Source organism: Glycomyces sp. MUSA5-2 (genome assembly GCF_037034145.1).
Lineage (GTDB): Bacteria > Actinomycetota > Actinomycetes > Mycobacteriales > Micromonosporaceae > Glycomyces > Glycomyces artemisiae.
This window is the reverse complement of the sequence record NZ_JBAGKG010000014.1, coordinates 75145-97612: the sequence shown is the minus strand read 5'-3', so window position 1 is coordinate 97612 and position 22468 is coordinate 75145. Positions and strand designations below refer to the sequence as shown.

Genomic DNA, 22468 nt, shown 5'->3' with positions numbered 1-22468 from the left:
AGCCGACCCCACGCGACTAGCTGAAGGCGGTGGGCAGGCGCGGCGTGTACGGCTCCTCCAGGGCCGCGACCTCGTCGTCGGTGAGTTCGAGGTCGACGGCCGCCGCTGCGTCGGCGAGGTGGTGGAGCTTCGTGGGGCCCACGATCGGAGCGGTCACCGCGGACTTCCCGAGCACCCAGGAGAGGGCGATCTGCGCCATGGGCACGCCGCGCTCTGCCGCGATCCGGGCCACGGCCTCGACGATCGGACGGTCGCGCTCGCCGTCATAGCGGGCGGCCATCGGGTCGCGCTCGGACCGGGCCGTTCGCTCGCCCCAAGGACGGGCCAAGCGGCCCTTGGCGAGCGGGCTCCACGGGAGGCTGCCGACCCCCTGATCGGCGAGTAGGCCGAACATCTCGCGCTCCTCCTCGCGCTGCATCAGGTTGTACTGGTCCTGCATGGAGATGAACCGGGTCCAGCCGTTCACCTCGGCCACGTGCTGCATCTTGGCGAACTGCCAGGCCCACATCGAGGACGCGCCGATGTAGCGGACCTTCCCCGCTCGCACCACGTCGTGCAGTGCCTCCATGGTCTCTTCGACCGGCGTCTCGGGGTCGAAGCGGTGGATCTGGTACAGGTCGACGTAGTCGGTTCCCAACCGCCTCAAGGAGGCGTCGATCTGTTCGAGGATCGCCCTGCGCGACAGCCCCGAGCCGCCTGGACCGTCGTGCATCTTGAAGAACACCTTCGTGGCGAGGACCACGTCCTCGCGGCGGGTGTACTCCTTGATCGCCTTGCCGACCAGCTCCTCCGAGCTGCCGGCCCAGTACATGTTCGCGGTGTCCCAGAAGGTGATCCCCAATTCGACCGCCTGGCGGAACAGCGGCGCCGACTCCTCGGGGCCGAGCGCCCATGCGTCCGAGTCCCCGGGCATCTGGCCGAAGCTCATGCACCCCAGCGCGATCCGGCTGACCTTGAGGCCTGACCCTCCCACACGCGTGTACTCCATGAACCGTCCCCTCTCCCAGACCGCACCGACCCGATCGGGCCGCACCAGCACGATACCGACCCGCGCCTCGACGTACTGGGGGCGGCTGCAGGCGGGCGGCGGCAAGGCCGGCCGCGGGCCCGGTGCCCGCGGCCGGTTGTCCTCAGGACGTGCAGGTGAGCTGCGGAGTTCCGGCCGTTCCTGTGTAGGTGCCTTGGAGGCCGAAGGTTGTCTGTTGGCCTGCCGCGAGGGTGGCGTTTGAGGTAGGGGCCTTGGCGGTGACGGTCTTGCCGGATTGGGTGAGTTGGGTGCTCCAGGAGTTGTAGATCGTCTCGTCGCCTGCGTAGGTCCACTTGACGGTCCAGCCGTTCAGGGACGTGGAGCCGGTGTTCTTGACGGTGACGTTCGCTTGGAAGTTTCCGGGCCAGCCGCCGGTGATGGCGTAGGTGGCGGTGCAGGCGCCGGTGGGCTGGGGCGGCGGGGAGGTGGTTTCGCCGGAGCCGTTGCCGTCGGGGACGGGCGGGTTGAGGTGGGGTTCGAGGATGTTGTACTTGGTCTGGTTGACGGTCCACCAGTCGTTGTCGACGAGGCCGCCGGTGTCGCCGGAGTTGGGGTTCCAGGCCCAGAAGGTGAAGGACATGCCGTTGTCTGTCATGTAGTCCATGAGCGCGTTGAGCCACTGCGTGTCGAGCGGGTTCGCGAGGGTGCTGCCGAACTCGCCCACCAGGACCGGCGCCACGTCCTGCTTGTGGAGGTCGCCCCAGAAGTGGTCCCAGACCTCGGGAAGGTTGTTCGGGAAGTCGGGGTCCTCGAACCAGGGCTGGCGGTCGTAGACCGAGATCGCGTAGTCGTGGGCGGAGTAGACGAGCTTGTGGGGGACGTCGAGGCGGACCGGCTTCGCGAAGGCGGCGCTGAGATTGCCGCCCCACCAAGTGCTCTCGTCGTCGGTGGCGGGGTCGTTGTCCCACTGGTTCGTGAGGCCGCCGGAGACCGTGCTGACGCCCTCGACGAGGATCAGCCAGTCGGAGTTGACGTCGAGGATGGCGTTGCCGATGCGCTCGGCCGCCAGGCGCCAGTCGCGCGACTGGACACCGCAGCCCCAGCAGGAGCCGGTCGCGTTGGGAAGGGTCCCTTCGGCGTGCGGCTCGTTGAACAGGTCCGCGCCGATGACCGTGGGGTTGCCCGCGTAGCGCTCGGCGAGCATCGTCCAGTCGTCGATGATGCTCTGCTCGGAGACCTGCGGGGTGTACCAGAGGGCGGTCTGCCCGGCGGCGCTGGGGCGGTGGCGGTCGAGGATGACGCGCATGCCGAGGTCGCCGGCGTGGTCGATGACCTTGTCGAGGATCTCCAAGGGGTGCAGGCCGACCAGGTCCGGATTGGTGTAGTCGTTGACGCTCGTGGCCTCGGCGTCGGGGCGCAGCGAGTCGCCGGTGTAAGGGATGCGCAGGGTGTTGAAGCCGAGCTCGGCCATGCGGTCGAGCTGGCCGCTCCAGGTCGCGGGGGCGTTGGCCCACAGGCCGTGGAACGTGTGGTTGTCGGTCTCCATGCCGAACCAGTTGATCCCGGTGAGGCGCACCTCGGCGCCGGTCTCGTCGACGATGCGGCTGCCGTCGGTGCTGAGGAAGCCGGTGCCGGTGCCCTGCGTCTGGGCGCTGGCGGGCGCGGAGGGGAGCCCCAGCACGAAGAGGCCGGCCGCGACGAACACGGCGAGTGCGCTGAGCACCGCTGCTGTTGCGGCTCTGTGGAACTGGCGAATACTTCGCACGGGTGCCATGCCGGGGCTCCTGACGTGAGACTGGACTGGGAGCGATCCCAAGGGTATCGTCCCTACATATTGATGTATCTGGATACATCTGTCAAGGAGGAGGACGGGCCATGGAAGTCCAAGGAGCGCGGCAGCGCAGGCGGCGGCTCAGTGCCGTCGCCGTCGCGGCAGGAGCGCTGATCGCCGCGACGGCGGCGATCGTGGCGGCGAACCCGGCACACGCCGCCGCGTGCGAATCCGTGCAGTACAACGTGGTCAGCAGCTGGAGCGGCGGGCACCAGGCGAACGTCTCGCTCACCGCGGGCTCGGAGCGCGTCGACGGCTGGACGATCGGGTTCGACCTGTCCGGCACGGTCCAGAGCGCGTGGAACGTCGACTGGACCCAGTCCGGCGCGAGGTTCACCGGCTCGGACGCCGGATGGAACGCGACCATCTCGGCCGGGCAGACCCGGGAGCTGTTCGGGCTCATCGTCAGCGGGCCTGCCGCAGTGCCGACCTCGTTCACGGTCAACGGCGTCGCCTGCGGCGGCGTCCAGGAGACCGACTCCCCCACCGGCTCGACCACGCCGCCGGAGGAGACCACGCCTCCCGAGGAGACCACGCCGCCGCCGGGCGGCGAAGGCGACACCGGCAACGCGACCCACTTCAGCGGCCTCGGATCGCCCTACGGCGGTTGCGGACTGCCGCAGCCCGAACTGGAGACGCAGGACTTCGTGGCGCTCAACGTCTACGACACCCCGGGCGACTACGCGTTCTACCCGCGGCCGATCCCGCCCGACATGGCCGACAAGATCGGGCTGTGGGACAACGGCGCCAACTGCGGCCGGTGGGTGCGCGTCGACATCGGCGACTACTGCACCGGCGTCAACGACGGCGCGCAGAGCCAGCCGTTCTGCCGCAACGGCTCCTGGACCGCCGACGAGTACAACGGCGCCACTCTCGACATGATCGTCGCCGACAGCTGCGGCGACGCGAACGCCTGGTGCCGCGACGACCCGTTCCACCTCGACCTGGTCACGTCCTCGATCAACCGGTTCGAGCAGGGCGGCGCACCGGTCGGCGACCTCCTCGACCACTGGAACAACCGCCAGGTGTCCTGGTCGTTCATCCCCGCGCCGGACTACAGCGGCGACATCAAGATCGGCTTCCTCCAAGGCGCCCAGAAGTACTGGGGCGCGATCGCGGTCTCGCAGCTCGCGAACGGCATCCACGGCGTGGAGTACTTCGCCGACGGCGCATGGCATGACGCCGAGATGAACGGCGACATGGGACAGTCCTACATCCTCGAACCGACCGCCGAGGCCGGCACGGACTTCCAGATCCGCGTCACCGACGTGAACGACCAGCTCATCAACGACGGCCGGGTCTACGCGTTCTCCCTGCCCTCGACCTGCAACCCCCAGTGCAGCACGGCCTACACGGAGGTCGCCTACACGGCCTCGAACGAGTAAGGGCACTCCGCCGGGAGCAGGTCGCGGGCGCGGTCCTGCTCCCCGGCGTCGAGGTGCGCGGCGATGCGCCGCGCCAGCGGCGTGACGTCCTCAATCGCCGTGATCCACTCCCCCACATAGCGGTCGACGGCCGCCGGGCCGAGTCCGATCTGGATCGAGCGGTGGTCGAGGCGGTTGAGGCGGAGGTCCCGCTCGGGGTCCCACTGGACGCGGACCGGGGAGGCCTTCAGGCGGCGCTTCCAGTCGTCGTGCGTCTCGTCGGGGGCAGGGGTGCTGCCGCACGAGTTCGCCAGGGCCCAGGCGAAGCCGCCGCGGGTGATCGAGACGGCGAGGACGCGGGCCTGGCCGGGCTTGGTCGCCCAGCCGCAGCGGTACATCATCCACAGGAACGAGGGCTTGATCCACGTCATGCGCTCGCGCTTGAACGGCGGGACGAACGTCTGCGCGGCGAGCGCCGGTTCGGCGATGTGCGGGTCGTACGCCTGGTAGACGGTGATCGTGTCGGCGTCGTAGACCGCGCGGATCTGGCGGTCGGGGATTCGGGGTGTTTCCATACGCTGCATGGTCGCCGCCCGCGGGGCGGCGGCGCAACTGCAATAGCCTGGGTCAGCCGAGGCCGACCCGGGCGCGCTCGGCAGTGATGATGCGCTGCTCCAGCGGGATCGAGTCGTCTTCGAGCGTGGCGACGGCGGTCGCGGTCGCCATCGGGCCGGTGCCCTTGGCGTCGCTGTGCCGGGCGTAGTGCTCGAACAGGAGCTCCTTGTGCTCCTGGACCTCCCGGATGCGGTCGTCGACGCCGTCCTTGGCGAGCAGGCGGTGGACCTGGACGCGGCGGGTCTGGCCCATGCGGTGCGCCCGCGCGACGGCCTGCTGCTCGATGCTCGGCTTCCATTGCGGCTCAGCGAGGACCACCACCGACGCAGACTGGATGTTCAGGCCGACGCCGCCCGCCTCGATCTGCGCGAGGATCACCGCGGGGCCTTCGCGGCGCGTGAACGCGTCGACCATCGCCTGGCGCTTCGGGGCGGCGACCTTCCCGGTGATCGGCCCGATCGCGCGGTCCCCCAACCGCTCTCCCACGGCCTTGAGCACGTCGAGGAAGTACGAGAACACGATGACCTTCTGGCCCTCGTCCCCGGCGTCGTCGACGAGTTCGGCGAGGCGCTCCAGCTTCGCGGAGCCCGGCATCGCGGAGGAGGCGCGGCGCATGCCCATAAGGTTGCGGCGGCGCACCTGCTCGCGGTACTCGTCCTCGTCCTGCGCGTTGAACCGGACCCACTCCTCGACCTCGATCTTCTCGGGGAGCTCGGTGAGCACGTCCTCCTGGTTGCGCCGCAGGTAGACCGGGGCGACGGCCTGCCGGAACTCGGTCGCGCCGACCACGTCGTCGCCCTCGCCGACGCGGTCGGCGATGTCGGGCCGCAGGTGCCCGACGAGGGACTTGAACTCCTGGACGCGGTTCTCCATCGGCGTGCCGGACAGGAGCACGGCCCGCTTCGAGCGCCTGATGACGTCGCCGACGGCCTTGCTGCGCTTGGCGTCCGGGTTCTTGATGTAGTGGGCCTCGTCGACGATGACGAGGGCGAACCTCGACCGCTGCGGGAGCGCGTCCAGCCGGTCGATCGTGTTGAAGGTGGTGACGGCGACGCCGCCGCGGCGCAGCCACCTGCGGGCCTCGTCCTCCCGGTCGGGGCCGTGGAGGCTGAACGCGTCGAGGTGCGTGTGCTTGCGGATCTCGTTGAGCCAGTTGGGGACGACGCTGGCGGGGCAGACGACGAGGGTGCGTCGCTGGCCGTTCGCGGCCAGGTGCGCGGCGACGGCGAGGGCCTGGATGGTCTTGCCGAGGCCCATCTCGTCGCCGATGATCGCCTTGCGCTGGTGGGCCACGTACTTCGCGCCGAACAGCTGGTAGTAGCGGAGGTCGGTGCGCAGGAGCGACCGGTCGAACGGGAGGGTCTCGATCTCGTGCCGCAGGTCGGCGCCGACGAAGTCCTCGGCGCGCCCGGCGTCCTCGACGTCGCTGCCGGTGAGCTTGGCGAGCTGGGTGTTGACGCTGGCGGCGCGGCGCTCGTAGTCGCGCCACAGCTCGTCGGAGGTCCAGCGCTCGGGGCGGGCACGGTCGAGCGCGGCGGCGAGGTCGCGTTCCAGTGCAAGGGTTTCGGGGGCGGCGTTGACCGCTTCGAGGACTTCGAGGCGGGCGAGCGTCTCGGCCTTGCGCTTGCGACTTGAGAAGAGCATCGCGAGCCTGCTGCCGGCGCGGTCGGCCGCGGCGAAGTACGGCATGGCGCGCTCGCGGAAGCGGTGGACGGTCTCGCGCAGGTCGCCGACGGCCGCGGAGGCAGTCTGCTCGGCCCGCAGGTGCGCGAGGATGCGCGTGTGGCGGGGATCGCGGCGCTGCGGGTCGAAGCGGGGCCTGGTGTCGGCGCGGGAGCGCTCGGCGAAGTGCTCGGCGGCGGCCTTGACCTCGTCGACGGTCTGCGCGCCGACGCCCGGGATCGCGAGGAGCTGCTCGCGGGAGTTCGCGAGGACGTCGGCGACCGTGGTGATCCCCGCCGCTTCGAGCTTCGCCAGGCGCAGGCCCTTGGCGACCTGCTTCAGCTCCGTGATCCGCATCGTCACGAGCTGCCCGGCGACCTCCTCGTGCGCGATGGCCGCGACATGGCCGCGCACGGACTTCCGCAGCTGCGCGGGCGCGGAGGCGAGGGCCTCCCACTGCCGCGACGTCTCTCGGGCGCGCGAGACCTGCGAGCGCGCGTGCTCGCGGAGCTTCCGCTTGTCGAGCGGGGTGTCGGCCATGGGGACTCCTGGGGTGGGGAGGGGGTCAATTGTAAGGGCCCGGGCGGGCCGCGGCACTGCCGAGCGGTTGCATCGACCTGCCAGAATCGCCGCATGGACCCCTACCACTTCGACCCCGTGCCCGACCCCTCCGCGAACCCCGGCCCGAACGGTTCGCCCTCGAATCCCGGCCCGGGGTACACGCCCGGCTCCGCGCCCGGTCCCGGCTACATGCCGGGCCCGGAGACGAGCCGCAACATCGGGTATCCGCCGCCGGGCGCCCAGGTCCCGCCCGTGCAAGGTCCCTACCCGCCCGGGCCGGGGGCCTATCCGCCCGGGCCGAGCCCGTACCCGGCCGGTGATCCGTACCAGGGCGGCTATGCCGGGATGCCGCCGCAGTACGCGCCGGTGCCGCCGCCGAGTTCCGGGATGCCGGTCGCGGGGTGGATCGGCATCGCGCTCGGCGTGGTGCTGCTGCTCGGCTTGGGCATCACCGGGATCGTGCTCACCTCTGACGATGAGGACGACCCCGGGACCACGACCGCGGACCCGGGCGGGGATGGGGGAGGTGGCGGCTCGGATGCCACGTCGAACGCCGATCCGACCGAGGACGTGGTGGCGGATCCGGTGGCGGACGCGGTGATCGGCGACTGCTTCTACAACTACGGCGACGAGACCACCCCCGAGCTGGAGACGGCCGTGTGCGGGGCCGGGGCCTTCGAGGCGGTCGACATCATCGAGGGCACCAGCGACCTGACGTCCTGCGACTCCAATCCGGTCGTCAACCTCTCGGTCACCTCCACCGGGACCGACCGGGTGCTGTGCTTGAGCTACACCGTGATCGACGGCGACGACGCCTACCATGCGCAGGTCGGCGAGTGCGTCTACGGCACTTCCGCGGCGGGCAGCGCGTGGTACGTCCTCGACTGCCAGGACGGGGCGTTCAAGGTCATCGAGCGGATCGACGGCGAGTCGAGCACGAGCTCGTGCACCGACTCGACGTACTACATCTACGGCGTCGGCTACTCGACGGGTGAGACCTATCTGGACACCACGCTGTGCCTTCAGATGCTGTACGCCAGCGGGGACACCGGGTACGCCGAGGTCGACGACTGCCTGTCGATGAACTCCGACTACACGTACGCCGAGTTCGTGTCCGATTGCGACGACGGCAACGCCTACGTCACGGGTCGCACCAACGAGATCGTCGACGGCGAGAGCTGGTGCAACGGCTGGGGCTGGGCGTACGAGGAGGTCCCGGACTTCCCCGAGCTGTCGTTCACGGTCTGCTGGGGGTGGCTGTAGGACGGCTTGGGCGGCCGTCAGCCGAGGGTCGCCGCCACGGTCGCGTCGTCGCCGTCGAGTGCCGTCAGCTGCAGCACGATGCCGCCGGAGTCGGGCGCGGCGGGCTCCTCATCGCAGGCGAGGCCGCCGCTGCCGTCGGCGCGGAACGTCAGGGCGCACGACGGATGGTCGAGGAAGCCGCCGCCTCCGCCGAGGCCGTTCGGCTTGGTCAGGCTCACTTGGACGCCGCCGTCCTCGACGACCGCGTCCACGGTCCACTGGCCGTCGCCTCCGGTGAGCGGGAACTGGACCGAGCCCGAGAACGGCACTTCGCACGCGCCGTCGCCGCAGTCCTCGTAGCCCGCGTCGTCCGCGGCCGCCTCTTCCGTTGCGGGCTCGGTGGATTCGGCCTCAGACGGCGACGGGGACGGCCGCCCGGAGGGGTCGGCGACCCCTGAAGTCGCCGGAGCGGCAGCGGCATCCGACGCGGAGACGTCCGACTCCGGCTCCTCTCCGCCGCCGCAACCGGCCGCGGCCAGCGCCGCGAGCACCACACCGGCTGCCGCGCAATGTTTCAGGAAAGTTTGCGAAGAGATCATCCGCCGATTCTATGGCCCGCACCTGGAATCGCTCCCAACCGGACCGCGATTCTTGCGCCGATCGGATAGTCTCTCTGAATGTCACCGGCGCATGACCCCTTGTGCCACAACCCTAAGTGAAGAGCAGGAGCGCACATGGGAATCCCCGACCCGGAGGCGTCGAGGCAGCATCTTGCAGCATGGAAGGGCCGGATCGACCAGCTCGCGGCCGATACGCAGGCGATGAGCGCCCAGTTCGAGGGCTTGAAGGTGACCGCGGCCGACCCTGACGGCCTGGCGCAGGTCACGGTCGATTCGAGCGGGAACCTGGTCGACCTCGTGCTGAGCGAGCGGACGCGGCGGATCAGCACCGAGGACACCGCGCAGGCGGTCCTGGCGGCCGTCCAGGCGGCGAAGGCGCAGATCGCCGAGCGGTCCGCGGAGATCATCTCCGAGACGCTCGGGTCGGATTCGGCTGCGGGGCAGGCGATCGCCGACCGGGTGCGCTCGCAGCTCATGCCGCGCGCGGGCGAGGAGGACTGAGCGCCATGGGGAACGGGTACACCGTCGAGCCCGAGGAACTGCGCGAGCACGCGAGGTTCCTCGACTCGCTCAAGGAGCGCTTCGACGCGATCATGGACGCCAGCGCGTACATCGAGCAGGACGACGAGGCGTACGGGCTGCTGTGCGGCTGGATCTCCGGGTGCCTGGAGGAGCGGCACCAGCGGCAGGACGAGATCACGTCGTACCTCGGCGAGAACTTCACCATCGCCGCCGCCGCGCTGCGCGCCGCGGCAGAGGAGTACGAGGCCAGCGACACCGATTCGCAGACGGCGTTCGCTGAGCTGCGCGACCGGATGGGGGCGTAGGCATGTCGGACAATCCGCTCATCGCGCCCGTGCAGTCGACGAACAAGTGGTACACCGGGGCGGGTCCGCTGGACTCGTACTTCGGCATGATCGACGCGTTCAAATCCGAAGGCTGGGTGGACGACCTGCTCGCCGGTGGCGGGTTCGCGCTCGAAGTGGTCGGGTCGGCGCTCGACCCGTTCAGCGCGCTGCTCTCGGCGGGCCTGGGCTGGGCCATGGAGTACTTCGAGCCGCTGCGGGAGATGCTCCAAGAGCTCACCGGGAAAGCCGACGTCGTTGCGGCGCATGCGCAGACGTGGAGCAACATGTCGGGCGAGCTGCTCGCGATCGTCGAAGAGCTGACCGCGCACCTGGACGGCGACATGCCGACCTGGACCGGCGACGCGGCCGACTCGTACAAGGCGCTCATGGCCCACAACGTCACCTCCGCTTCCGCCCTCGCGGCCACCGCCGAGGCGATGGCCGCCGCGACCGAGGGCGCCGGGAGCCTGGTCCAGATCACGCACGAGCTGGTGCGCGACCTGATCGCCGAGCTCGTCTCGCACGTGATCGTGTGGGCGGTGGAGGCGATCTTCGTCGTGACGATCCCGGTCATCGCCGCGCAGATCGTTGCGGCCGTGGTGAAGTGGGCGGGCATCATCATGGGTTACGGCATGGCCCTGGTGCAGTCGTTCATGAACCTCAAGACCCTCCTGGGGGTGTGAGGCCATGCGACGCTCATTGAAGCTCCTCCTGCTCCTCGGCGTCGGCCTCCTCATGGCCAAACCCAAGGGCGGCGGTGACGGCCCGGACGGCCCCGACGGCAACGACATCGACCCCCTCACCGGCCGCCCGAAGGACTCCGCCGAACGCGAGGAGCGCCTCAACTTCCAGGGCAAGAACGCCTCCACCGAAATGGCCGAAGTCCACGACACGGCCAAGACCGAAGCCGAAAGCGGCCGTGCAGCAGACTCCACCAGCCAGGCGTCCACCACCGACCAGACAGATCTCGCATACACCGGCGGAGCAATACGTCCCAGGGACAGGCTCGACCCTGATCAGCAGGAACAATGGGCCAGCGAGGCGTACGACTACTTCACGCAGAACAACCGTGATATCGACGCCATCGCCGAAAACCTTGCAGACTTCCCACGCCAGAATGGTCAAACAGGATTCACTCCGGAAGAGATCGAGATCGCCAAGAACAACTTCATGAGCGACAGCCATATCATCGACAACTCTTGGGGCGATCCCCCTCGATACGGCCGGTTCGATCCCGATCCAGAACAGGCTTCCGCCTGGATCAGGCTGGTCAACGGGAATCCAAGCGAGAGCGATATAGTTCTGCTTGAGCACGAGCTGGCAGAAGGAACCTATTTCCAGAACAACCCGGATGCACCGTATTCCGAGGCCCATAACTATGCGAACTCGATTGCCAACTGGCAGAACGAGTTCGATGCCGGGAATGTGCCACAGAATCGCGAACGATATGATGTATTCGATTAAAGAGGGAAAATGGCCGTACTACTCAATGTGAAGAAGATATCTGAAGACCGTGACCGCATCACATACGAATACGGGCCGGATCCCGCCCAGCCTCAGGGGCATCTCACTCTTCTGAAATCGACAGGTCGCCCTGAAAACGAGGACGAAGTTCAGGGTTCAGCGATCCTTGCGTACCGCGCGATTCATGCAGGCAGACGAAGGATCGGCGACTGGCCCGATCATTACACTCACGCTTCATAGTCGTCTGGGGCCGAGGAGGAGGCGGTGAAGGGGATTCATGGGCGAGGTGTAGTGAATCCGTGCCGGGGAGTTGGGAGGCTTTGGGGGCTTTCGCGGTTGGTTGGCATGGGGCACACTGGGGGCGGTTCGCGGCCCGGATCGGGTCGGGGCCTTCTCCCTACCCCCTAGAGGAGTTCTTCGTGAAGAGACGCAACTTGCTGCGGGCGCTCGCGATCGGTGCGCCGCTGGCGACGGCCGGGGCCGTCGGCGCCGGGATCGCGGCGGCGGACACGGCCAACTTCAAGATCATGGTGACCGAGCAGGTCCAGAACAAGGTCATGGTGTTCGACAAGAACGCCGCGTTCAGCGATGCCAACCGGTACAAGTCGTGGAGCCCGGGCACGGGCGGGTGGTCGAACCTCTCCGACTGCCGCATCCGCGACACGGCGCAGTTCGGCGCCATCGGGCTCGCGGCCGCCTCGGGCGGCAAGGTCGGGATCTGGAACATCACCGACGAGAAGGACCAGGAGCTGAACGACGTCCTCTGGAGCGCCACGCCGGGCGGTAATCCCCATGCGCTGGAGCGGATTCCCAACATCGGGGCGTTCGTCTCCGCCTCGTCCGACGGGTTCCTCACGGTGTACGGGCCCACCAAGATCTCGGACCCCTCGACGCTCGCCAAGGTCCAGACCGTGTCCCTCGCCGGCGCGCACGGCGTCATCTGGGACCCCAACAACAGCCTCCTCTGGGCCGCCGGGGACAAGATCGTCCAGGCGTACACCGTCTCCGGGACGTACCGGAACGTGCGGCTCGCCAAGTCCAGCAAGAAGGTCGCCCTCTCCGGGCTCGGGCACGACCTCCAGGCGGACTTCTCCAACTCGTCCCTGCTTCAGGTCTCGGACTCGTACGGCGTCTACTCGATCAACAAGTCGACCCTCGCCAAGACCACCCTGCACACCACGACGCGCATCAAGGCGTACGTGAAGATGAAGACCGGCGAGTACTTCTACATGCGCGCCGACAACACCGGCTCCCGCACCTGGGGCAGCCCCACCATCGTGTTCTCGCAGTCCGCCGACCGGACGCGCTCCGGCGCCGAGTTCTACAAGGCCCGGTACTACACGACCGCCTACAACTAGCGGTCCCGGCGGCCGGTCCGCTCGCGGTCCGGCCGCGCCTCCATCCGGGCGGCCATGCCGGCGACCAGCATCTCCAGGGCCGACCGCAAGGGCGCGAACGGATCGGCGTCCGGTCCGAACCTGGGCAGGACCGCCCGCAGGTGCGGCAGGGCCGACTCGGGAAGGACCGCGAGGTACTCGCCGATCCGCGCGGACTGCACCCGGAGCCGCTCCGACTCCGCCCCGGGCGGGCCGGTCGGGCTCAGCTCGTAGGCGGCCGCGGTCACTTGCAGGGCGTAGACGTCGGCCCATGCCACGGCGAGGCCGGGCGGCACCTCGCCGGCGGCGAGCACTGCGAACACCCGGTCGATGATCTGGAGCGCGCGGGGGGTGGCCGGGATCGGCGTGTCGAGGGCGACGCGGGCGGTCCCCGGACGGGCCGCCATCGCCCTGGCCATGTCGACGCCCAGATCCACCAGCTGCTGCCGCCAGCGCCGGGGGTCCGGCTCGGGCAGCGGGACCGCTTCGAGCGCCCGGTCGTAGAGCAGCTGGTCGAGGTCGGCCTTGCTGTCGACGTGCGCGTAGAGCGAGGCCGGGCCGGTGCCGATCTCCTGGGCGATGCGCCGCATCGTCACCGAGTCCCAGCCCTCGCGCTCGCTGAGCCGTTCGGCGGCTTCGAGGATGAGCTCCAGGCTGAGCTGGCGGCGCGGGGCGCGTCCCGCGTTCTTGATCCACGGAGGGTTCGGCATCCGAGTGCTCTCGTCCATGGGAACAGTGTACTTGACACGAACGGTGTTCGTTGATAGAACTGAACTCATGAAACGAACAGCGTTCGTTTCCGTGGATCCGCTTTCGGTTCACCCCTCCCGCAACGAAAGGAACGCCTCGATGTCCACCCCCGCATCGCCCGCCCGCACCGCACGTACCGGACTGCTCGCGCTCGGCGCGGTCGCCGCGCCCGTCCTGTTCACCCTCGCCTGGGCCGTCCTGAGCCTGGTCAGCGACGGCTACACGATCGGCGGCGACCACATCTCCCCGTACTCGAACCTCACGCAGCCGATCAGCGGCCTCGGGCTGGGAACGACCGCGCCCTACATGAACACCGCGTTCGTCCTCAGCGGAGTCCTGCTCGCGGCCGGCCTGGTCGGCTTCTTCCGCATCGTCCGGGGCGGCCGCGCCGTGTGGCGCAGGATCTCCCTGGTCGGGCTCGGCCTCGCCCCGGTCGGCCTCGTCCTCATCGGCCTGTTCGACCTGGAGTCCCCCGGTCTGCACTTCCTCGGGGTCGTCCTCGCGTTCCAGCTGCCGTTCCTGGTGTTCATCGCCACGGGCCTGCACCTGCGCGGAGTCGACGGGTTCCGGCGTCTGGGCACGGTCCTGCTGACGGTGGCGGTGCCGCTGACGCTCGTCGGCGTCGTCCTGTTCCAGCTGACGTTCGACGAGGCCGCGACCGCCGACGGCGAGGGCGTCGCGGGCCTCACGCAGCGGCTGTGGCTGACCGAGGTGTGGTGCTGGTTCGCGGTCCTCGGCTGGGCGGCCTGGCGCGCACCGAAGCGGTAGGCTCCGCGGCGACGACGAACGGCCGGGCTTCCACTCGCCCGGCCGTTTCGCTTATCCCGGAACGACTTCGTCGCCCACCTGCACCACGCCTTCAGCGAGGATCTCCGCGTAGAAGCCGAAGCACGTGGCGCGGCCGAAGTTCGGGACGTCGCGGCGGTGGTGCTTGGCGAGGGTCTTCAGGAGCGACGGGTCGTTCGGGTTGCCGCGGTGGGCGATCGAGGGGATGACGCAGCGGGGCGTGGGGACGAGGACCTCGACGGGGACCTCGCCGATGGTGAGGCGCGTGCCGGGCTCAGGGTCGTCGGGAAGGTCGAGGACCAGGTTGGGGCGGAAGCGGACCGAGCCGACGGCGGCGCCGTGCTCGGCGCTGAGGCGGTCGAGGGCGCCGGCAGTGACGAGGTGGAGGGAGCCGAAGTCGAAGAAGCGGCCGTCGGAGGCGTCGTGGCGGACGTCGACGATCGCGTCGCCGCCGGGCTCGGCGTCGGCGGCCCACTCGGGGATCATGCCGGGCTCGTCGGGCCACCAGTGGTGGCGTTTGAGCTGCTGGGGCGCGGTGCGGGTGAGCCGGACGGGGCGGCCGAGCCACTCGGAGACCGCCGCGTCGGCCTCGGGGGTCCCGGCGGTGCCGCTCAGGCCGTTCGGGGTCGTGATGAGGACGTCGTCGCGGTCGGGGTCGTAGGCGGCGTCGACGTCGAGGAGCGCGCCCCACAGGCGCGGCTGCTTGGCGCTGCCGATGGTGCCGTCGGCGTCGACGCAGACCCAGGTGCGGTCGCCGTCGAGGCCGTGCTTGCCGACGCGGGTGCGGTCGAGGTGCTCGGCGGCGGCGGATTTGAGTGGGTGGCGGCGGATGCCCAGGACGCGGTTCACCGTCGCATTCTATGCGGTCCTAGTCCTGGCCGTTCGGGTAGAAGAACAGGACCGGCGACTCCTTGATCGCCTCGGGCAGGTCCACCGACCACTTCGCGGTCCCGTCGTAGCCGATGAACGCCGCGGTCGCGCCGTCGCGGGAGACGTAGCCGTCGTCGTGGAGCGAGGTGCACGACGACGCGTCCTCGTCGCCGACCGCCTCGCCCGTGTCGAGGTCGATGACGCGGGTCCCCGACTCGGCGCGGATCGTGAAGCCGCCCTTGAAGGCCCCGTAAGGGCCGTAGCCGTCGACGACGCACGCGTACCGGCCCGAGGGGTCGGTGCCGACGAAGCCGATCGTGAGCGGCTCGGTGCCGGTGAGCTCCGGGATCTCGATGGTGTCGAGGACCGTGCCGTCGGTGTCGATCCGGTAGAACTGGGTGACCTGGAGGTCGTGGTAGAGCGCCTGCGCCGAGCCGTCTTCGGCGGTGTACCAGCGCAGGCGGCAGCCCTGCTGAGCGAGGTCCACTGTGGTCGACAGTTGGCCGGCGTCGGGCGAGTACCACTCGGTGTCGCCCCAGGATTCGACCGGGAGCGGGGTCGCGTCGCCTGCGGCCGCCCCGTCGCCCCAGACGGCGGCGCGGTGGGCGAGGAGCGCGGAGCCGTCGGGGAGCCAGGTCGGGTCGATGCAGGCGTGGTCGAGCGGATAGCTTGCGGCCGTGGTGATCTCGCCGGAGTCGAGGTCGCCGAACCTGAGCACGGCGTCGGGGCTGCCGCCCTCGATCCAGGCGGCGGTGCGCTGGCGGGGGTCGATGCTCAAGGACGAGCGGAGGACGGTGCCGACGTCGCCTTCGCCGTCCCAGACGCCGCTGAGGTCGAGGACGGGTTCGGCCTCGTCGGTGCTCGCGTCCCAGCGGTAGAGCCGGTGGTCGTCGCCGAGGCCGTAGAAGACGCCGTCGTGGGCGGCGGCGTCGCGGCCGGTGACCGAGTCGGCGTCGCAGGCGGTGAGGGCCAGGAGGGCGAGGGCCCCGAGGGCGCTCGCGGCGGCCGCGAGGGCCCTGACCCGGCGAGGGGCCGTGCGGTGGCGGAGCATGCGGCGGGGCGTGGCCTGTCGGGGCGCGGTGCGGCGGAACCTGCTGCGGCGGGTCATGTCGTCCTCCTTCGTCATCCGGACTTGTACGTCCCGGCGTCCTTGTCGGCCATGCCGTGTCGGCTGATGAGGTCGAGCCAGGCGAGGAAGTTCGCGGAGGACGCGGTCGGGTCGACCTTCTCGGCGCCGAAGCGCTTGCGGAGGGTCGCCAGGCCCCGGCTGGTCTGCGGGCCGAAGTCGCCGTCGATCGCCATGTCGGTGATGCCCGCGAGATCCCTTGCGGCCCATTGGATGATCGTGGTGTCGGTCTGGTAGTCCCAGTCGGCGGCGACGGCCTTGCGGCCGCGGTCGGCGTGGATGTGGTTCCAGTGGGAGCCGTCGGGGTCGTTGTAGCAGTGGAGGACCGTGCCGAAGTGCTTGCGGCAGACCGCGATCACCGCGAGGTAGCGGCGGCGCAGGTAGCGGCGCTTCTCCTTGCCGTGGACGGCGGTGTCGACGTAATGGCCTGAGCCCCAGTCGAACCTGGTGAAGTCGATGGCGGCCCCGTAGCGGTGGTACCCGGGTTTGCAGACCTTCGTCCCGGCGACGCCGGTCCACTGGTAGTCCCAGGGGCCCTCGCTGCGGGCGTAGGTCTGGCCGAGGGCGTTGAGGTCGCGCATGACCTTCCCGGCCTGCGTGTGGGTCTCCTGGTGCATCGTGAAGGAGGTGACGTTGGGGTGGACGCCGAATCCGCTCTCGCTGAAGGCGGTCCGGTAGCGCATCTTCCAGGCGGTGCTGTAGAGCCAGTCGCGCGTGATGTCGGGGAGCTCGCAGGTCGAGCGGGCGAACGCCTTGCTGCTGCTGGGGAAGGTCATCGGTCCTCCTTATCGCTACCTGATTCCTCTGATGTGGATGGTGCTGCCGTCGGTCTCCAGCCACATGCCGCGGCGGCCGGGGACGGCGAGGATCTCGCCGCGGCAGGCGCAGTCGGCGGCGGCGCCGTATGCGGCCTCGGTGCGCCCGTCATCGGTGAAACGCGTCTCGGTGACCTCGCCGTCCCGGTCGGAGAAGAGGCTGACGTGCGTGTCGGCGGCAACCGCGGCCATGGGGCGGCCCGCGCCCGGATAGGTCCCCGCGGGGGTGAGAACGAGCTGCGGCGTGCCCGCTTCGGCGAGGCGGGCGCTGACGGCGGTCTGGGTGCCCGCGCCGTCGGCGACGGCGGCGAAGACGCCGCGGTCGGTCTCGGCGAGGACGGTGCCGTAGCCTTCGCCGAGGCCGTCGGCGAGTTCGCCTGCGGCCCAGGTGCTCCCGCCGTCGGTGGTGACGGCGAGGCGGCTGCGGGAGAGCGCGGTCAGGTGCTCGTCGGCGCCGCCTTCGATGGCGACGGCGATGCCGTCGGCGCCGAGGGGCGCGATGGCGGTGGCGAGCCCGGCGCCGATGTCCTTCGGCACGGGCAGGTCGGCGTAGCCGCTGTCGGCGTCCTCGATGCGCACGAGCGCGGGCCGGACCCGGCCGGGCGCGGATTCCCTTGCGCCGGTGAGCCACAGGACCGCGCCGGTGGCGGCCATGGAGTGGGGCGTAAAGTCGCCGGGCAGAGGAAGCGGGAGGGGCGGGCCGAGGACGCCCGTGACGTCGGCGCCGGGCTCGACGGCCTCGCCGGGTTCGAGGATGCGCAGCGCGTACTCGGCGTCCGAGGCGGTGAGGACGAGCAGTTCGCCGTTGCGGCCGGTCCAGCCGGTGGCGGCGGCGCGGATCTGCGGCGCGTCGGCGGCGCGGGCGGGCCGGGCGGGCGCGAGGCCCGCGGCCCCGGCGAGCAGGGCGCTGGTGAGGAGGGCGCGGCGGGACAGGCGTGGTGTGGCGCCCGAGGGACCGGTGAATGCCATGGATGCACTATGACCAATGATGCTGCGGTATTCGGTGGAATCGCGAACTTTCATTCCATAGTGGTATTGCTTTCGGGGTCGCGACCTGGTTCAGAGCCAGATGAGCGCGGCGAGTCCCGCGGTGGTGGCGGTGACGGCGAGGACGGCGCCGGTGGCCGCGAACCGCGCGAGGGGGACTCGGATCCGCTGGCCTTCGGGGACGCCGGGGCGGCGGCCGGTGACGAGGTCGAACCACAGGAGCGTCGCCATGGAGGCCCACGGGAGGACCAGCGGGCCGGTGTTGGTGCCGATGAGGACCCCGAGCAGGGCGTCCTGGTTCCCGTGCGGGATCACCGATTCGACGGCGGCGTAGGCGGGCAGGTTGTTGGCGAGGTTCGACAGGGCCGCGGCGGCGAGGCCCGCGCGGAGGACGCCCGCGTCGCCGTCGCCGGTGCCCGCGAGGGCCGAGACGAGGGCGTCGCCGCCGTGGGCCATGAGGGTGGGGACGACGAGGAACAGCCCGGCGGTGAGGGCGAGGAGGCGCCACGGGATGAGCTCCCAGGAGAGCAGGTCGCGGCGGCGGCGCAGGCAGTAGGCGAGGAGGACGGCCGCGGCCGCGGTGGAGGCGAGCGCGATCGGGAGCTCCGCGACGACGGCGAGGACGAACGCGGCGCAGACCGCGGCGGCGGTCCAGAACAGGCGGCGGTCGGCGATGGGGAGGGGCTCGGCGGGGATGACGTAGCGGTCGAGTTCGCGGTGGCGGCGGCGCCAGTAGCCGAGCCAGAGGCACAGGGCCGTGACACTGATGACCGCGAGCTGCGGGGCCCACATGCGGGCGGCGAAGGCGAGGGGGTCGAGGCCGATGCGGTCGGCCGCGAGGAGGTTCGTCAGGTTCGAGACAGGGAGGAGCAGGCTCGCGGTGTTCGCGAGCCAGACGGTGGTCATGGCGAGCGCGAGCGCCGGGGCGCGGGTGGCGGCGGCGAGCGCGAGCATGACGGGGGTGAGCAGGACGATCGTGGTGTCGAGGTTGAGGAAGATCGTGGTCGCGGAGGCGAGGAGGACGCACGCGGCGAACAGCGCGGCGTGGCTGCCGCGCGCGAAGCGGGCGAGGCCGCGCGCGGCGGCGTCGAAGAGCTGCGAGGCCTGCACGATCGCGACCATGACCATGACGGTGCCGAGGAACAGCACGAGCGGCGCCACGCGCGCGAGGCTCGCGAGCGCGTCGCCGTTCGGCAGCGCCCCGCTCGCCCAGCACGCCAGCCCGACGCCGAGCACGCCGAGAACGCCGAGGTCGAGCCAGTCGAGGCGGACGCGCCGCACGCGCGTCGGGGTTTCGGTCACCGAGCCAATGGTAGGAAGCGTTCGGCGGGGCGGCCACGTTCAGTGACCGGGTCGTGGTGCAACACGCGCGGGTGGGGAGTCGGGAGTGTTGCGGCGCGCCCAGGACGAATCGGGCGGCGCGAGCCGCCCCCGGCTTCGATGGTGCCCCGGAGGTGTGACAGCGGACCGGGCGGCGGCGCAGCCGGGGGTCAGGGGCGTTCGTCGACGAACTTGACGCGGTGGCCCTCCGGGTCGAGCACCCACGCGAAGCGGAGGCGGCCGTCCGGGGAGTCGGCCGGGGCGACCAGGGCGGTGCCGCCCGCGGCGACGGCATCGCTGTGGAGGCCGTCGACGTCGTCGCACCAGAGCACGACCTCGGACTGGGCGCCCGGGATCGTGGCGATGCCGAACAGCTCCTCGCCGACCCGGGCCGAGCTGAGGCCGATCCGGGCCCCGGCGGCCTCGACCTCGACCTGGTGCGGGCTCCCCTCGGCGGGGAACCGGAAGCGCTCGGGGAGGCCGAGCGCCCGGAAGAACGCGGCGCACCGCTCCACGTCCTCGCACCAGAGGTTCACCTGCACCGCACGGAACTCGGCCATCGGCCCACGATACCGCCGCCGGGCCGGGCAGCCTCAGCCCTTGGTGACCGTGAGCTTGTCGCCGAGGTCGGTGGTGGCGACCTTGACGGTGTCGCCGTCGGTGATCTTGCCTTCGAGGAGCTCGCGGGAGAGGGGGTCGCCGATGGAGGTCTGGATGAGGCGGCGCAGGGGCCGGGCACCGTAGACCGGGTCGAAGCCGCGGTCGGCGAGCCAGGACTTGGCGGCGTCGTTGACGTCGAGGCGCAGGCGGCGGGCCTCCATGCGGCGCTCCAAGTGGCCGAGCTGGACCGTGACGATCGCCTTCAGGTGCTCGTGTTCGAGCGCGTGGAAGATGACGATGTCGTCGAGGCGGTTGAGGAACTCGGGCTTGAAGTGCGAGCGGATCGCCGCGAGGACCTGGTCGCGCTTGGCCGTGTCCTCCAGGAGCGGGTCGACCAGGGCCGACGAGCCGAGGTTGGAGGTCATGATGAGGATGACGTTGCGGAAGTCGACGGTGCGGCCCTGGCCGTCGGTGAGGCGGCCGTCGTCGAGCACTTGCAGCAGCGTGTCGAAGACGCGCGGGTGGGCCTTCTCGACCTCGTCGAGGAGCACGACCGAGTACGGGCGGCGGCGGACGGGCTCGGTGAGCTGGCCGCCCTCCTCGTAGCCGACGTAGCCGGGCGGGGCCCCGATGAGGCGGGCCACGGAGTGCTGCTCGGTGTACTCGCCCATGTCGATGCGGATCATGGCGCGGTCGTCGTCGAACATGAACTCGGCCAGGGCCTTCGCGAGCTCGGTCTTGCCGACGCCCGTGGGGCCCGCGAAGATGAACGACCCGGTGGGCCGGTTGGGGTCCGAAAGGCCGGCGCGGGCGCGACGGAGCGCGTCGGCGACGACGGTGACCGCTTCGAGCTGGCCCACGACGCGCTCGCCGAGCACCTCCTCGGCGTGGAGGAGCTTGTGGGTCTCGGACTCCTGGAGGCGCCCGGCGGGGATGCCGGTCCAGGACGAGACGACGTCGGCGATCTCGTCGGCGTCGATCTCCTCTTTCAGCATCGGCTGGTGGGCGGGGTCGGTGTCGGCGGTGGCGAGCTCGGACTCGGCGTCCTGGAGCTGCTGCTCCAGTTCGGGGATGCGCCCGTAGCGCAGCTGCGCGGCCTTCTCCAGGTCGTACTCGCGCTCGGCGCGCTCGGCCTGGGTCTTGAGGTCGTCGAGCTCCTCCTTCAGCTCGGAGACCTTGCCGATGCGGCCCTTCTCGGACTCCCACTGCCGCGAGAGCGCGGCGAGCTTCTCGCGGTCGTCGGCGAGTTCGCGCTGGAGGGACGCGAGGCGCTCGGCCGAGGCCGGGTCGTCGGTCTCGTTCTGGAGGGCGGTCTCCTCGATCTCCAGGCGGCGCACGGCCCGCTCGACCTGGTCGATCTCCTCGGGGCGCGAGTCGATCTCGATGCGCAGGCGGGAGGCGGCCTCGTCGACGAGGTCGATGGCCTTGTCGGGGAGCTGGCGGTCCTGGATGTACCGGGCCGAGAGCTGCGCGGCGGCGACCAGCGCGGAGTCGGTGATGCGCACGCCGTGGTGGACCTCGTAGCGCTCCTTGAGGCCGCGGAGGATCGCGACGGTGTCCTCGATGGACGGCTCGCCGACGTAGACCTGCTGGAAGCGGCGCTCCAGGGCGGCGTCCTTCTCGATGTGCTCGCGGTACTCGTTGAGCGTGGTGGCGCCGATCATGTGGAGCTCGCCGCGCGCGAGGGCGGGCTTGAGCATGTTGCCGGCGTCGAGGGAGCCCTCGGACTTCCCGGCGCCGACCATGGTGTGGAGCTCGTCGATGAACGGGATGATCTCGCCGTCGGAGGACTTGATCTCCTCCATGACGGACTTGAACCGCTCCTCGAACTGGCCGCGGTACTGGGCCCCGGCGATCATGCTGGCGAGGTCGAGGAGGATGACGCGGCGGTCGCGCAGCGACTCGGGGACGTCCCCGGCGACGATGCGCTGGGCGAGGCCCTCGACGATCGCGGTCTTGCCGACGCCGGGCTCGCCGATGAGGACCGGGTTGTTCTTGGTGCGGCGGGACAGGACCTGGACGACGCGGCGGATCTCGGTGTCGCGGCCGATGACGGGGTCCACTTTGCCGGAGCGGGCAGTCTCGGTGAGGTCGACGCCGTACTTCTCCAGGGCCTTGTAGCCCTGCTCGGGGTCGGAGGAGGAGATCTTGCGGTCGCCGCCGCGGAGCGTGGGGAACGCGCTGATGAGCTTCTTGTCGGTGGCGCCGAGCTCGGTGAGGTGGCGGCCGGTGTCGCCGCCCGCTTGGGCGAGCCCCGCGAGGAGGTGCTCGGTGGAGACGTACTCGTCGCCGTAGTCGGTGGCGATCTTGTCGGCGGCGTTGATGGCGCGCAGGGCGTCGCGGGCCATGGACGGCTCGGAGACCGAGGGCCCGGAGGCGGACGGGAGCTCGTCGATGCGGCGCTCGGTCTCGGCCGAGACGGTGCCGGGGGTGACCCCGACGAGCTGGAGGAGGCCGGGCGCGGTGGATCCGTCGACGGTGAGCAGCGCGTCGAGCACGTGCCAGGGCTCGACGGCGGGATTGCCGTTGGCGGCGGCGGTGCGCGCGGCCTGGGAGATGACTTCGCGGCTCTTGGTGGTCAGGCGGTTGACGTCCACTGCGGATGCCTTCCTCTCGTCGGGTGCCGAGTTGAGTCTATCCGGCTCAAGTTTTCGCGACGGAATC

21 protein-coding genes are annotated in these 22468 nt (G+C 70.4%); 8 read left to right on the top strand and 13 right to left on the bottom strand.

From position 1 onward, the window contains the following. Window positions 1-16: 16 nt before the first annotated feature. The gene (locus tag WA640_RS27460) at window positions 17-988 is read right to left on the bottom strand and encodes an aldo/keto reductase (RefSeq protein ID WP_442904850.1); all 972 of its coding nucleotides are present in this window, start codon (window positions 986-988) and stop codon (window positions 17-19) included. A gap of 142 nt (window positions 989-1130) precedes the next feature. After that, complete coding sequence (locus WA640_RS27455) at window positions 1131-2741, bottom strand: cellulase family glycosylhydrolase (RefSeq protein ID WP_335992045.1); 1611 nt, start codon at window positions 2739-2741, stop codon at window positions 1131-1133. Window positions 2742-2842: 101 nt separating this feature from the next. Here WA640_RS27455 and WA640_RS27450 point away from each other — a divergent pair, with 101 nt between their 5' ends. Continuing rightward, the gene (locus tag WA640_RS27450; protein WP_335992044.1) at window positions 2843-4183 is read left to right on the top strand and encodes a cellulose binding domain-containing protein; all 1341 of its coding nucleotides are present in this window, start codon (window positions 2843-2845) and stop codon (window positions 4181-4183) included. On the opposite strand, the gene WA640_RS27445 is transcribed toward WA640_RS27450, so the two are convergent. Further along, window positions 4162-4737 (bottom strand): DUF4291 domain-containing protein, encoded by a 576-nt coding sequence (locus WA640_RS27445; RefSeq protein WP_335992043.1) that lies wholly within the window; start codon window positions 4735-4737, stop codon window positions 4162-4164. The two genes, WA640_RS27450 and WA640_RS27445, sit on opposite strands and share 22 nt — an antisense overlap. Before the next feature lie 52 nt (window positions 4738-4789). Beyond that, window positions 4790-6979: a DEAD/DEAH box helicase gene (locus tag WA640_RS27440; protein ID WP_335992042.1), complete on the bottom strand. Its 2190-nt coding sequence runs from the start codon at window positions 6977-6979 to the stop codon at window positions 4790-4792. 93 nt (window positions 6980-7072) lie between these two features. Between WA640_RS27440 and WA640_RS27435 the strand changes: the two genes are divergently transcribed. Beyond that, a complete protein-coding gene (locus WA640_RS27435; RefSeq protein WP_335992041.1) occupies window positions 7073-8263 on the top strand; it encodes an LppU/SCO3897 family protein in 1191 nt (396 codons plus the stop codon). A gap of 17 nt (window positions 8264-8280) precedes the next feature. Here WA640_RS27435 and WA640_RS27430 read toward each other — a convergent pair whose 3' ends face one another. Next, the gene (locus tag WA640_RS27430; protein WP_335992040.1) at window positions 8281-8841 is read right to left on the bottom strand and encodes a hypothetical protein; all 561 of its coding nucleotides are present in this window, start codon (window positions 8839-8841) and stop codon (window positions 8281-8283) included. Window positions 8842-8976: 135 nt separating this feature from the next. On the opposite strand from WA640_RS27430, the gene WA640_RS27425 reads away from it, so the two are divergent. From WA640_RS27425 to WA640_RS27405, 5 genes are all read left to right on the top strand, one after another. Further along, complete coding sequence (locus tag WA640_RS27425) at window positions 8977-9363, top strand: YbaB/EbfC family nucleoid-associated protein (RefSeq protein WP_335992039.1); 387 nt, start codon at window positions 8977-8979, stop codon at window positions 9361-9363. Between the two features lie 5 nt (window positions 9364-9368). Beyond that, window positions 9369-9689, top strand: a complete 321-nt coding sequence (locus WA640_RS27420; protein ID WP_335992038.1) for a type VII secretion target — start codon at window positions 9369-9371, stop codon at window positions 9687-9689. A gap of 2 nt (window positions 9690-9691) precedes the next feature. Continuing rightward, the gene (locus WA640_RS27415; protein ID WP_335992036.1) at window positions 9692-10393 is read left to right on the top strand and encodes a WXG100 family type VII secretion target; all 702 of its coding nucleotides are present in this window, start codon (window positions 9692-9694) and stop codon (window positions 10391-10393) included. Between the two features lie 4 nt (window positions 10394-10397). Next, complete coding sequence (locus tag WA640_RS27410; protein WP_335992035.1) at window positions 10398-11174, top strand: hypothetical protein; 777 nt, start codon at window positions 10398-10400, stop codon at window positions 11172-11174. 419 nt (window positions 11175-11593) lie between these two features. Beyond that, window positions 11594-12532, top strand: coding sequence for a DUF6528 family protein (locus WA640_RS27405; protein ID WP_106363062.1), 939 nt, complete (start codon window positions 11594-11596; stop codon window positions 12530-12532). Here WA640_RS27405 and WA640_RS27400 read toward each other — a convergent pair. Then, window positions 12529-13278: a TetR/AcrR family transcriptional regulator gene (locus tag WA640_RS27400; protein ID WP_335992034.1), complete on the bottom strand. Its 750-nt coding sequence runs from the start codon at window positions 13276-13278 to the stop codon at window positions 12529-12531. The two genes, WA640_RS27405 and WA640_RS27400, sit on opposite strands and share 4 nt — an antisense overlap. Window positions 13279-13399: 121 nt before the next feature. Here WA640_RS27400 and WA640_RS27395 point away from each other — a divergent pair, with 121 nt between their 5' ends. After that, window positions 13400-14068 (top strand): DUF998 domain-containing protein, encoded by a 669-nt coding sequence (locus WA640_RS27395; RefSeq protein ID WP_335992032.1) that lies wholly within the window; start codon window positions 13400-13402, stop codon window positions 14066-14068. Window positions 14069-14119: 51 nt separating this feature from the next. Here WA640_RS27395 and WA640_RS27390 read toward each other — a convergent pair whose 3' ends face one another. From WA640_RS27390 to clpB, 7 genes are all read right to left on the bottom strand, one after another. Further along, entirely contained in the window at window positions 14120-14935 is an 816-nt protein-coding gene (locus tag WA640_RS27390; RefSeq protein WP_335992030.1) for an MOSC domain-containing protein, read from the bottom strand. A gap of 19 nt (window positions 14936-14954) precedes the next feature. Further along, complete coding sequence (locus WA640_RS27385) at window positions 14955-16064, bottom strand: hypothetical protein (protein ID WP_335992029.1); 1110 nt, start codon at window positions 16062-16064, stop codon at window positions 14955-14957. 14 nt (window positions 16065-16078) lie between these two features. Beyond that, on the bottom strand, window positions 16079-16858 hold the full coding sequence (locus tag WA640_RS27380; protein ID WP_335992028.1) for a hypothetical protein: 780 nt from the start codon (window positions 16856-16858) through the stop codon (window positions 16079-16081). Between the two features lie 15 nt (window positions 16859-16873). Next, entirely contained in the window at window positions 16874-17866 is a 993-nt protein-coding gene (locus tag WA640_RS27375) for a hypothetical protein (protein WP_335992026.1), read from the bottom strand. 90 nt (window positions 17867-17956) lie between these two features. After that, complete coding sequence (locus WA640_RS27370) at window positions 17957-19186, bottom strand: SLC13 family permease (protein WP_335992024.1); 1230 nt, start codon at window positions 19184-19186, stop codon at window positions 17957-17959. Between the two features lie 188 nt (window positions 19187-19374). After that, complete coding sequence (locus WA640_RS27365; RefSeq protein WP_335992022.1) at window positions 19375-19764, bottom strand: VOC family protein; 390 nt, start codon at window positions 19762-19764, stop codon at window positions 19375-19377. Window positions 19765-19797: 33 nt separating this feature from the next. Further along, window positions 19798-22401 carry an ATP-dependent chaperone ClpB gene (clpB, locus tag WA640_RS27360; RefSeq protein WP_106363054.1) on the bottom strand — a complete coding sequence of 868 codons (2604 nt, stop codon included), beginning with the start codon at window positions 22399-22401 and terminating at the stop codon, window positions 19798-19800. Window positions 22402-22468 lie beyond the last annotated feature (67 nt).

What these genes read in the sequence shown, in the direction of transcription:
- WA640_RS27460 (WP_442904850.1), bottom strand. Translation starts at nt 988, where the DNA reads ATGGAGTACACGCGTGTGGGAGGGTCAGGCCTCAAGGTCAGCCGGATC.
- WA640_RS27455 (WP_335992045.1), bottom strand. Translation starts at nt 2,741, where the DNA reads ATGGCACCCGTGCGAAGTATTCGCCAGTTCCACAGAGCCGCAACAGCA.
- WA640_RS27450 (WP_335992044.1), top strand. Translation starts at nt 2,843, where the DNA reads ATGGAAGTCCAAGGAGCGCGGCAGCGCAGGCGGCGGCTCAGTGCCGTC.
- WA640_RS27445 (WP_335992043.1), bottom strand. Translation starts at nt 4,737, where the DNA reads ATGGAAACACCCCGAATCCCCGACCGCCAGATCCGCGCGGTCTACGAC.
- WA640_RS27440 (WP_335992042.1), bottom strand. Translation starts at nt 6,979, where the DNA reads ATGGCCGACACCCCGCTCGACAAGCGGAAGCTCCGCGAGCACGCGCGC.
- WA640_RS27435 (WP_335992041.1), top strand. Translation starts at nt 7,073, where the DNA reads ATGGACCCCTACCACTTCGACCCCGTGCCCGACCCCTCCGCGAACCCC.
- WA640_RS27430 (WP_335992040.1), bottom strand. Translation starts at nt 8,841, where the DNA reads ATGATCTCTTCGCAAACTTTCCTGAAACATTGCGCGGCAGCCGGTGTG.
- WA640_RS27425 (WP_335992039.1), top strand. Translation starts at nt 8,977, where the DNA reads ATGGGAATCCCCGACCCGGAGGCGTCGAGGCAGCATCTTGCAGCATGG.
- WA640_RS27420 (WP_335992038.1), top strand. Translation starts at nt 9,369, where the DNA reads ATGGGGAACGGGTACACCGTCGAGCCCGAGGAACTGCGCGAGCACGCG.
- WA640_RS27415 (WP_335992036.1), top strand. Translation starts at nt 9,692, where the DNA reads ATGTCGGACAATCCGCTCATCGCGCCCGTGCAGTCGACGAACAAGTGG.
- WA640_RS27410 (WP_335992035.1), top strand. Translation starts at nt 10,398, where the DNA reads ATGCGACGCTCATTGAAGCTCCTCCTGCTCCTCGGCGTCGGCCTCCTC.
- WA640_RS27400 (WP_335992034.1), bottom strand. Translation starts at nt 13,278, where the DNA reads ATGGACGAGAGCACTCGGATGCCGAACCCTCCGTGGATCAAGAACGCG.
- WA640_RS27395 (WP_335992032.1), top strand. Translation starts at nt 13,400, where the DNA reads ATGTCCACCCCCGCATCGCCCGCCCGCACCGCACGTACCGGACTGCTC.
- WA640_RS27385 (WP_335992029.1), bottom strand. Translation starts at nt 16,064, where the DNA reads ATGACCCGCCGCAGCAGGTTCCGCCGCACCGCGCCCCGACAGGCCACG.
- WA640_RS27380 (WP_335992028.1), bottom strand. Translation starts at nt 16,858, where the DNA reads ATGACCTTCCCCAGCAGCAGCAAGGCGTTCGCCCGCTCGACCTGCGAG.
- WA640_RS27375 (WP_335992026.1), bottom strand. Translation starts at nt 17,866, where the DNA reads ATGGCATTCACCGGTCCCTCGGGCGCCACACCACGCCTGTCCCGCCGC.
- WA640_RS27365 (WP_335992022.1), bottom strand. Translation starts at nt 19,764, where the DNA reads ATGGCCGAGTTCCGTGCGGTGCAGGTGAACCTCTGGTGCGAGGACGTG.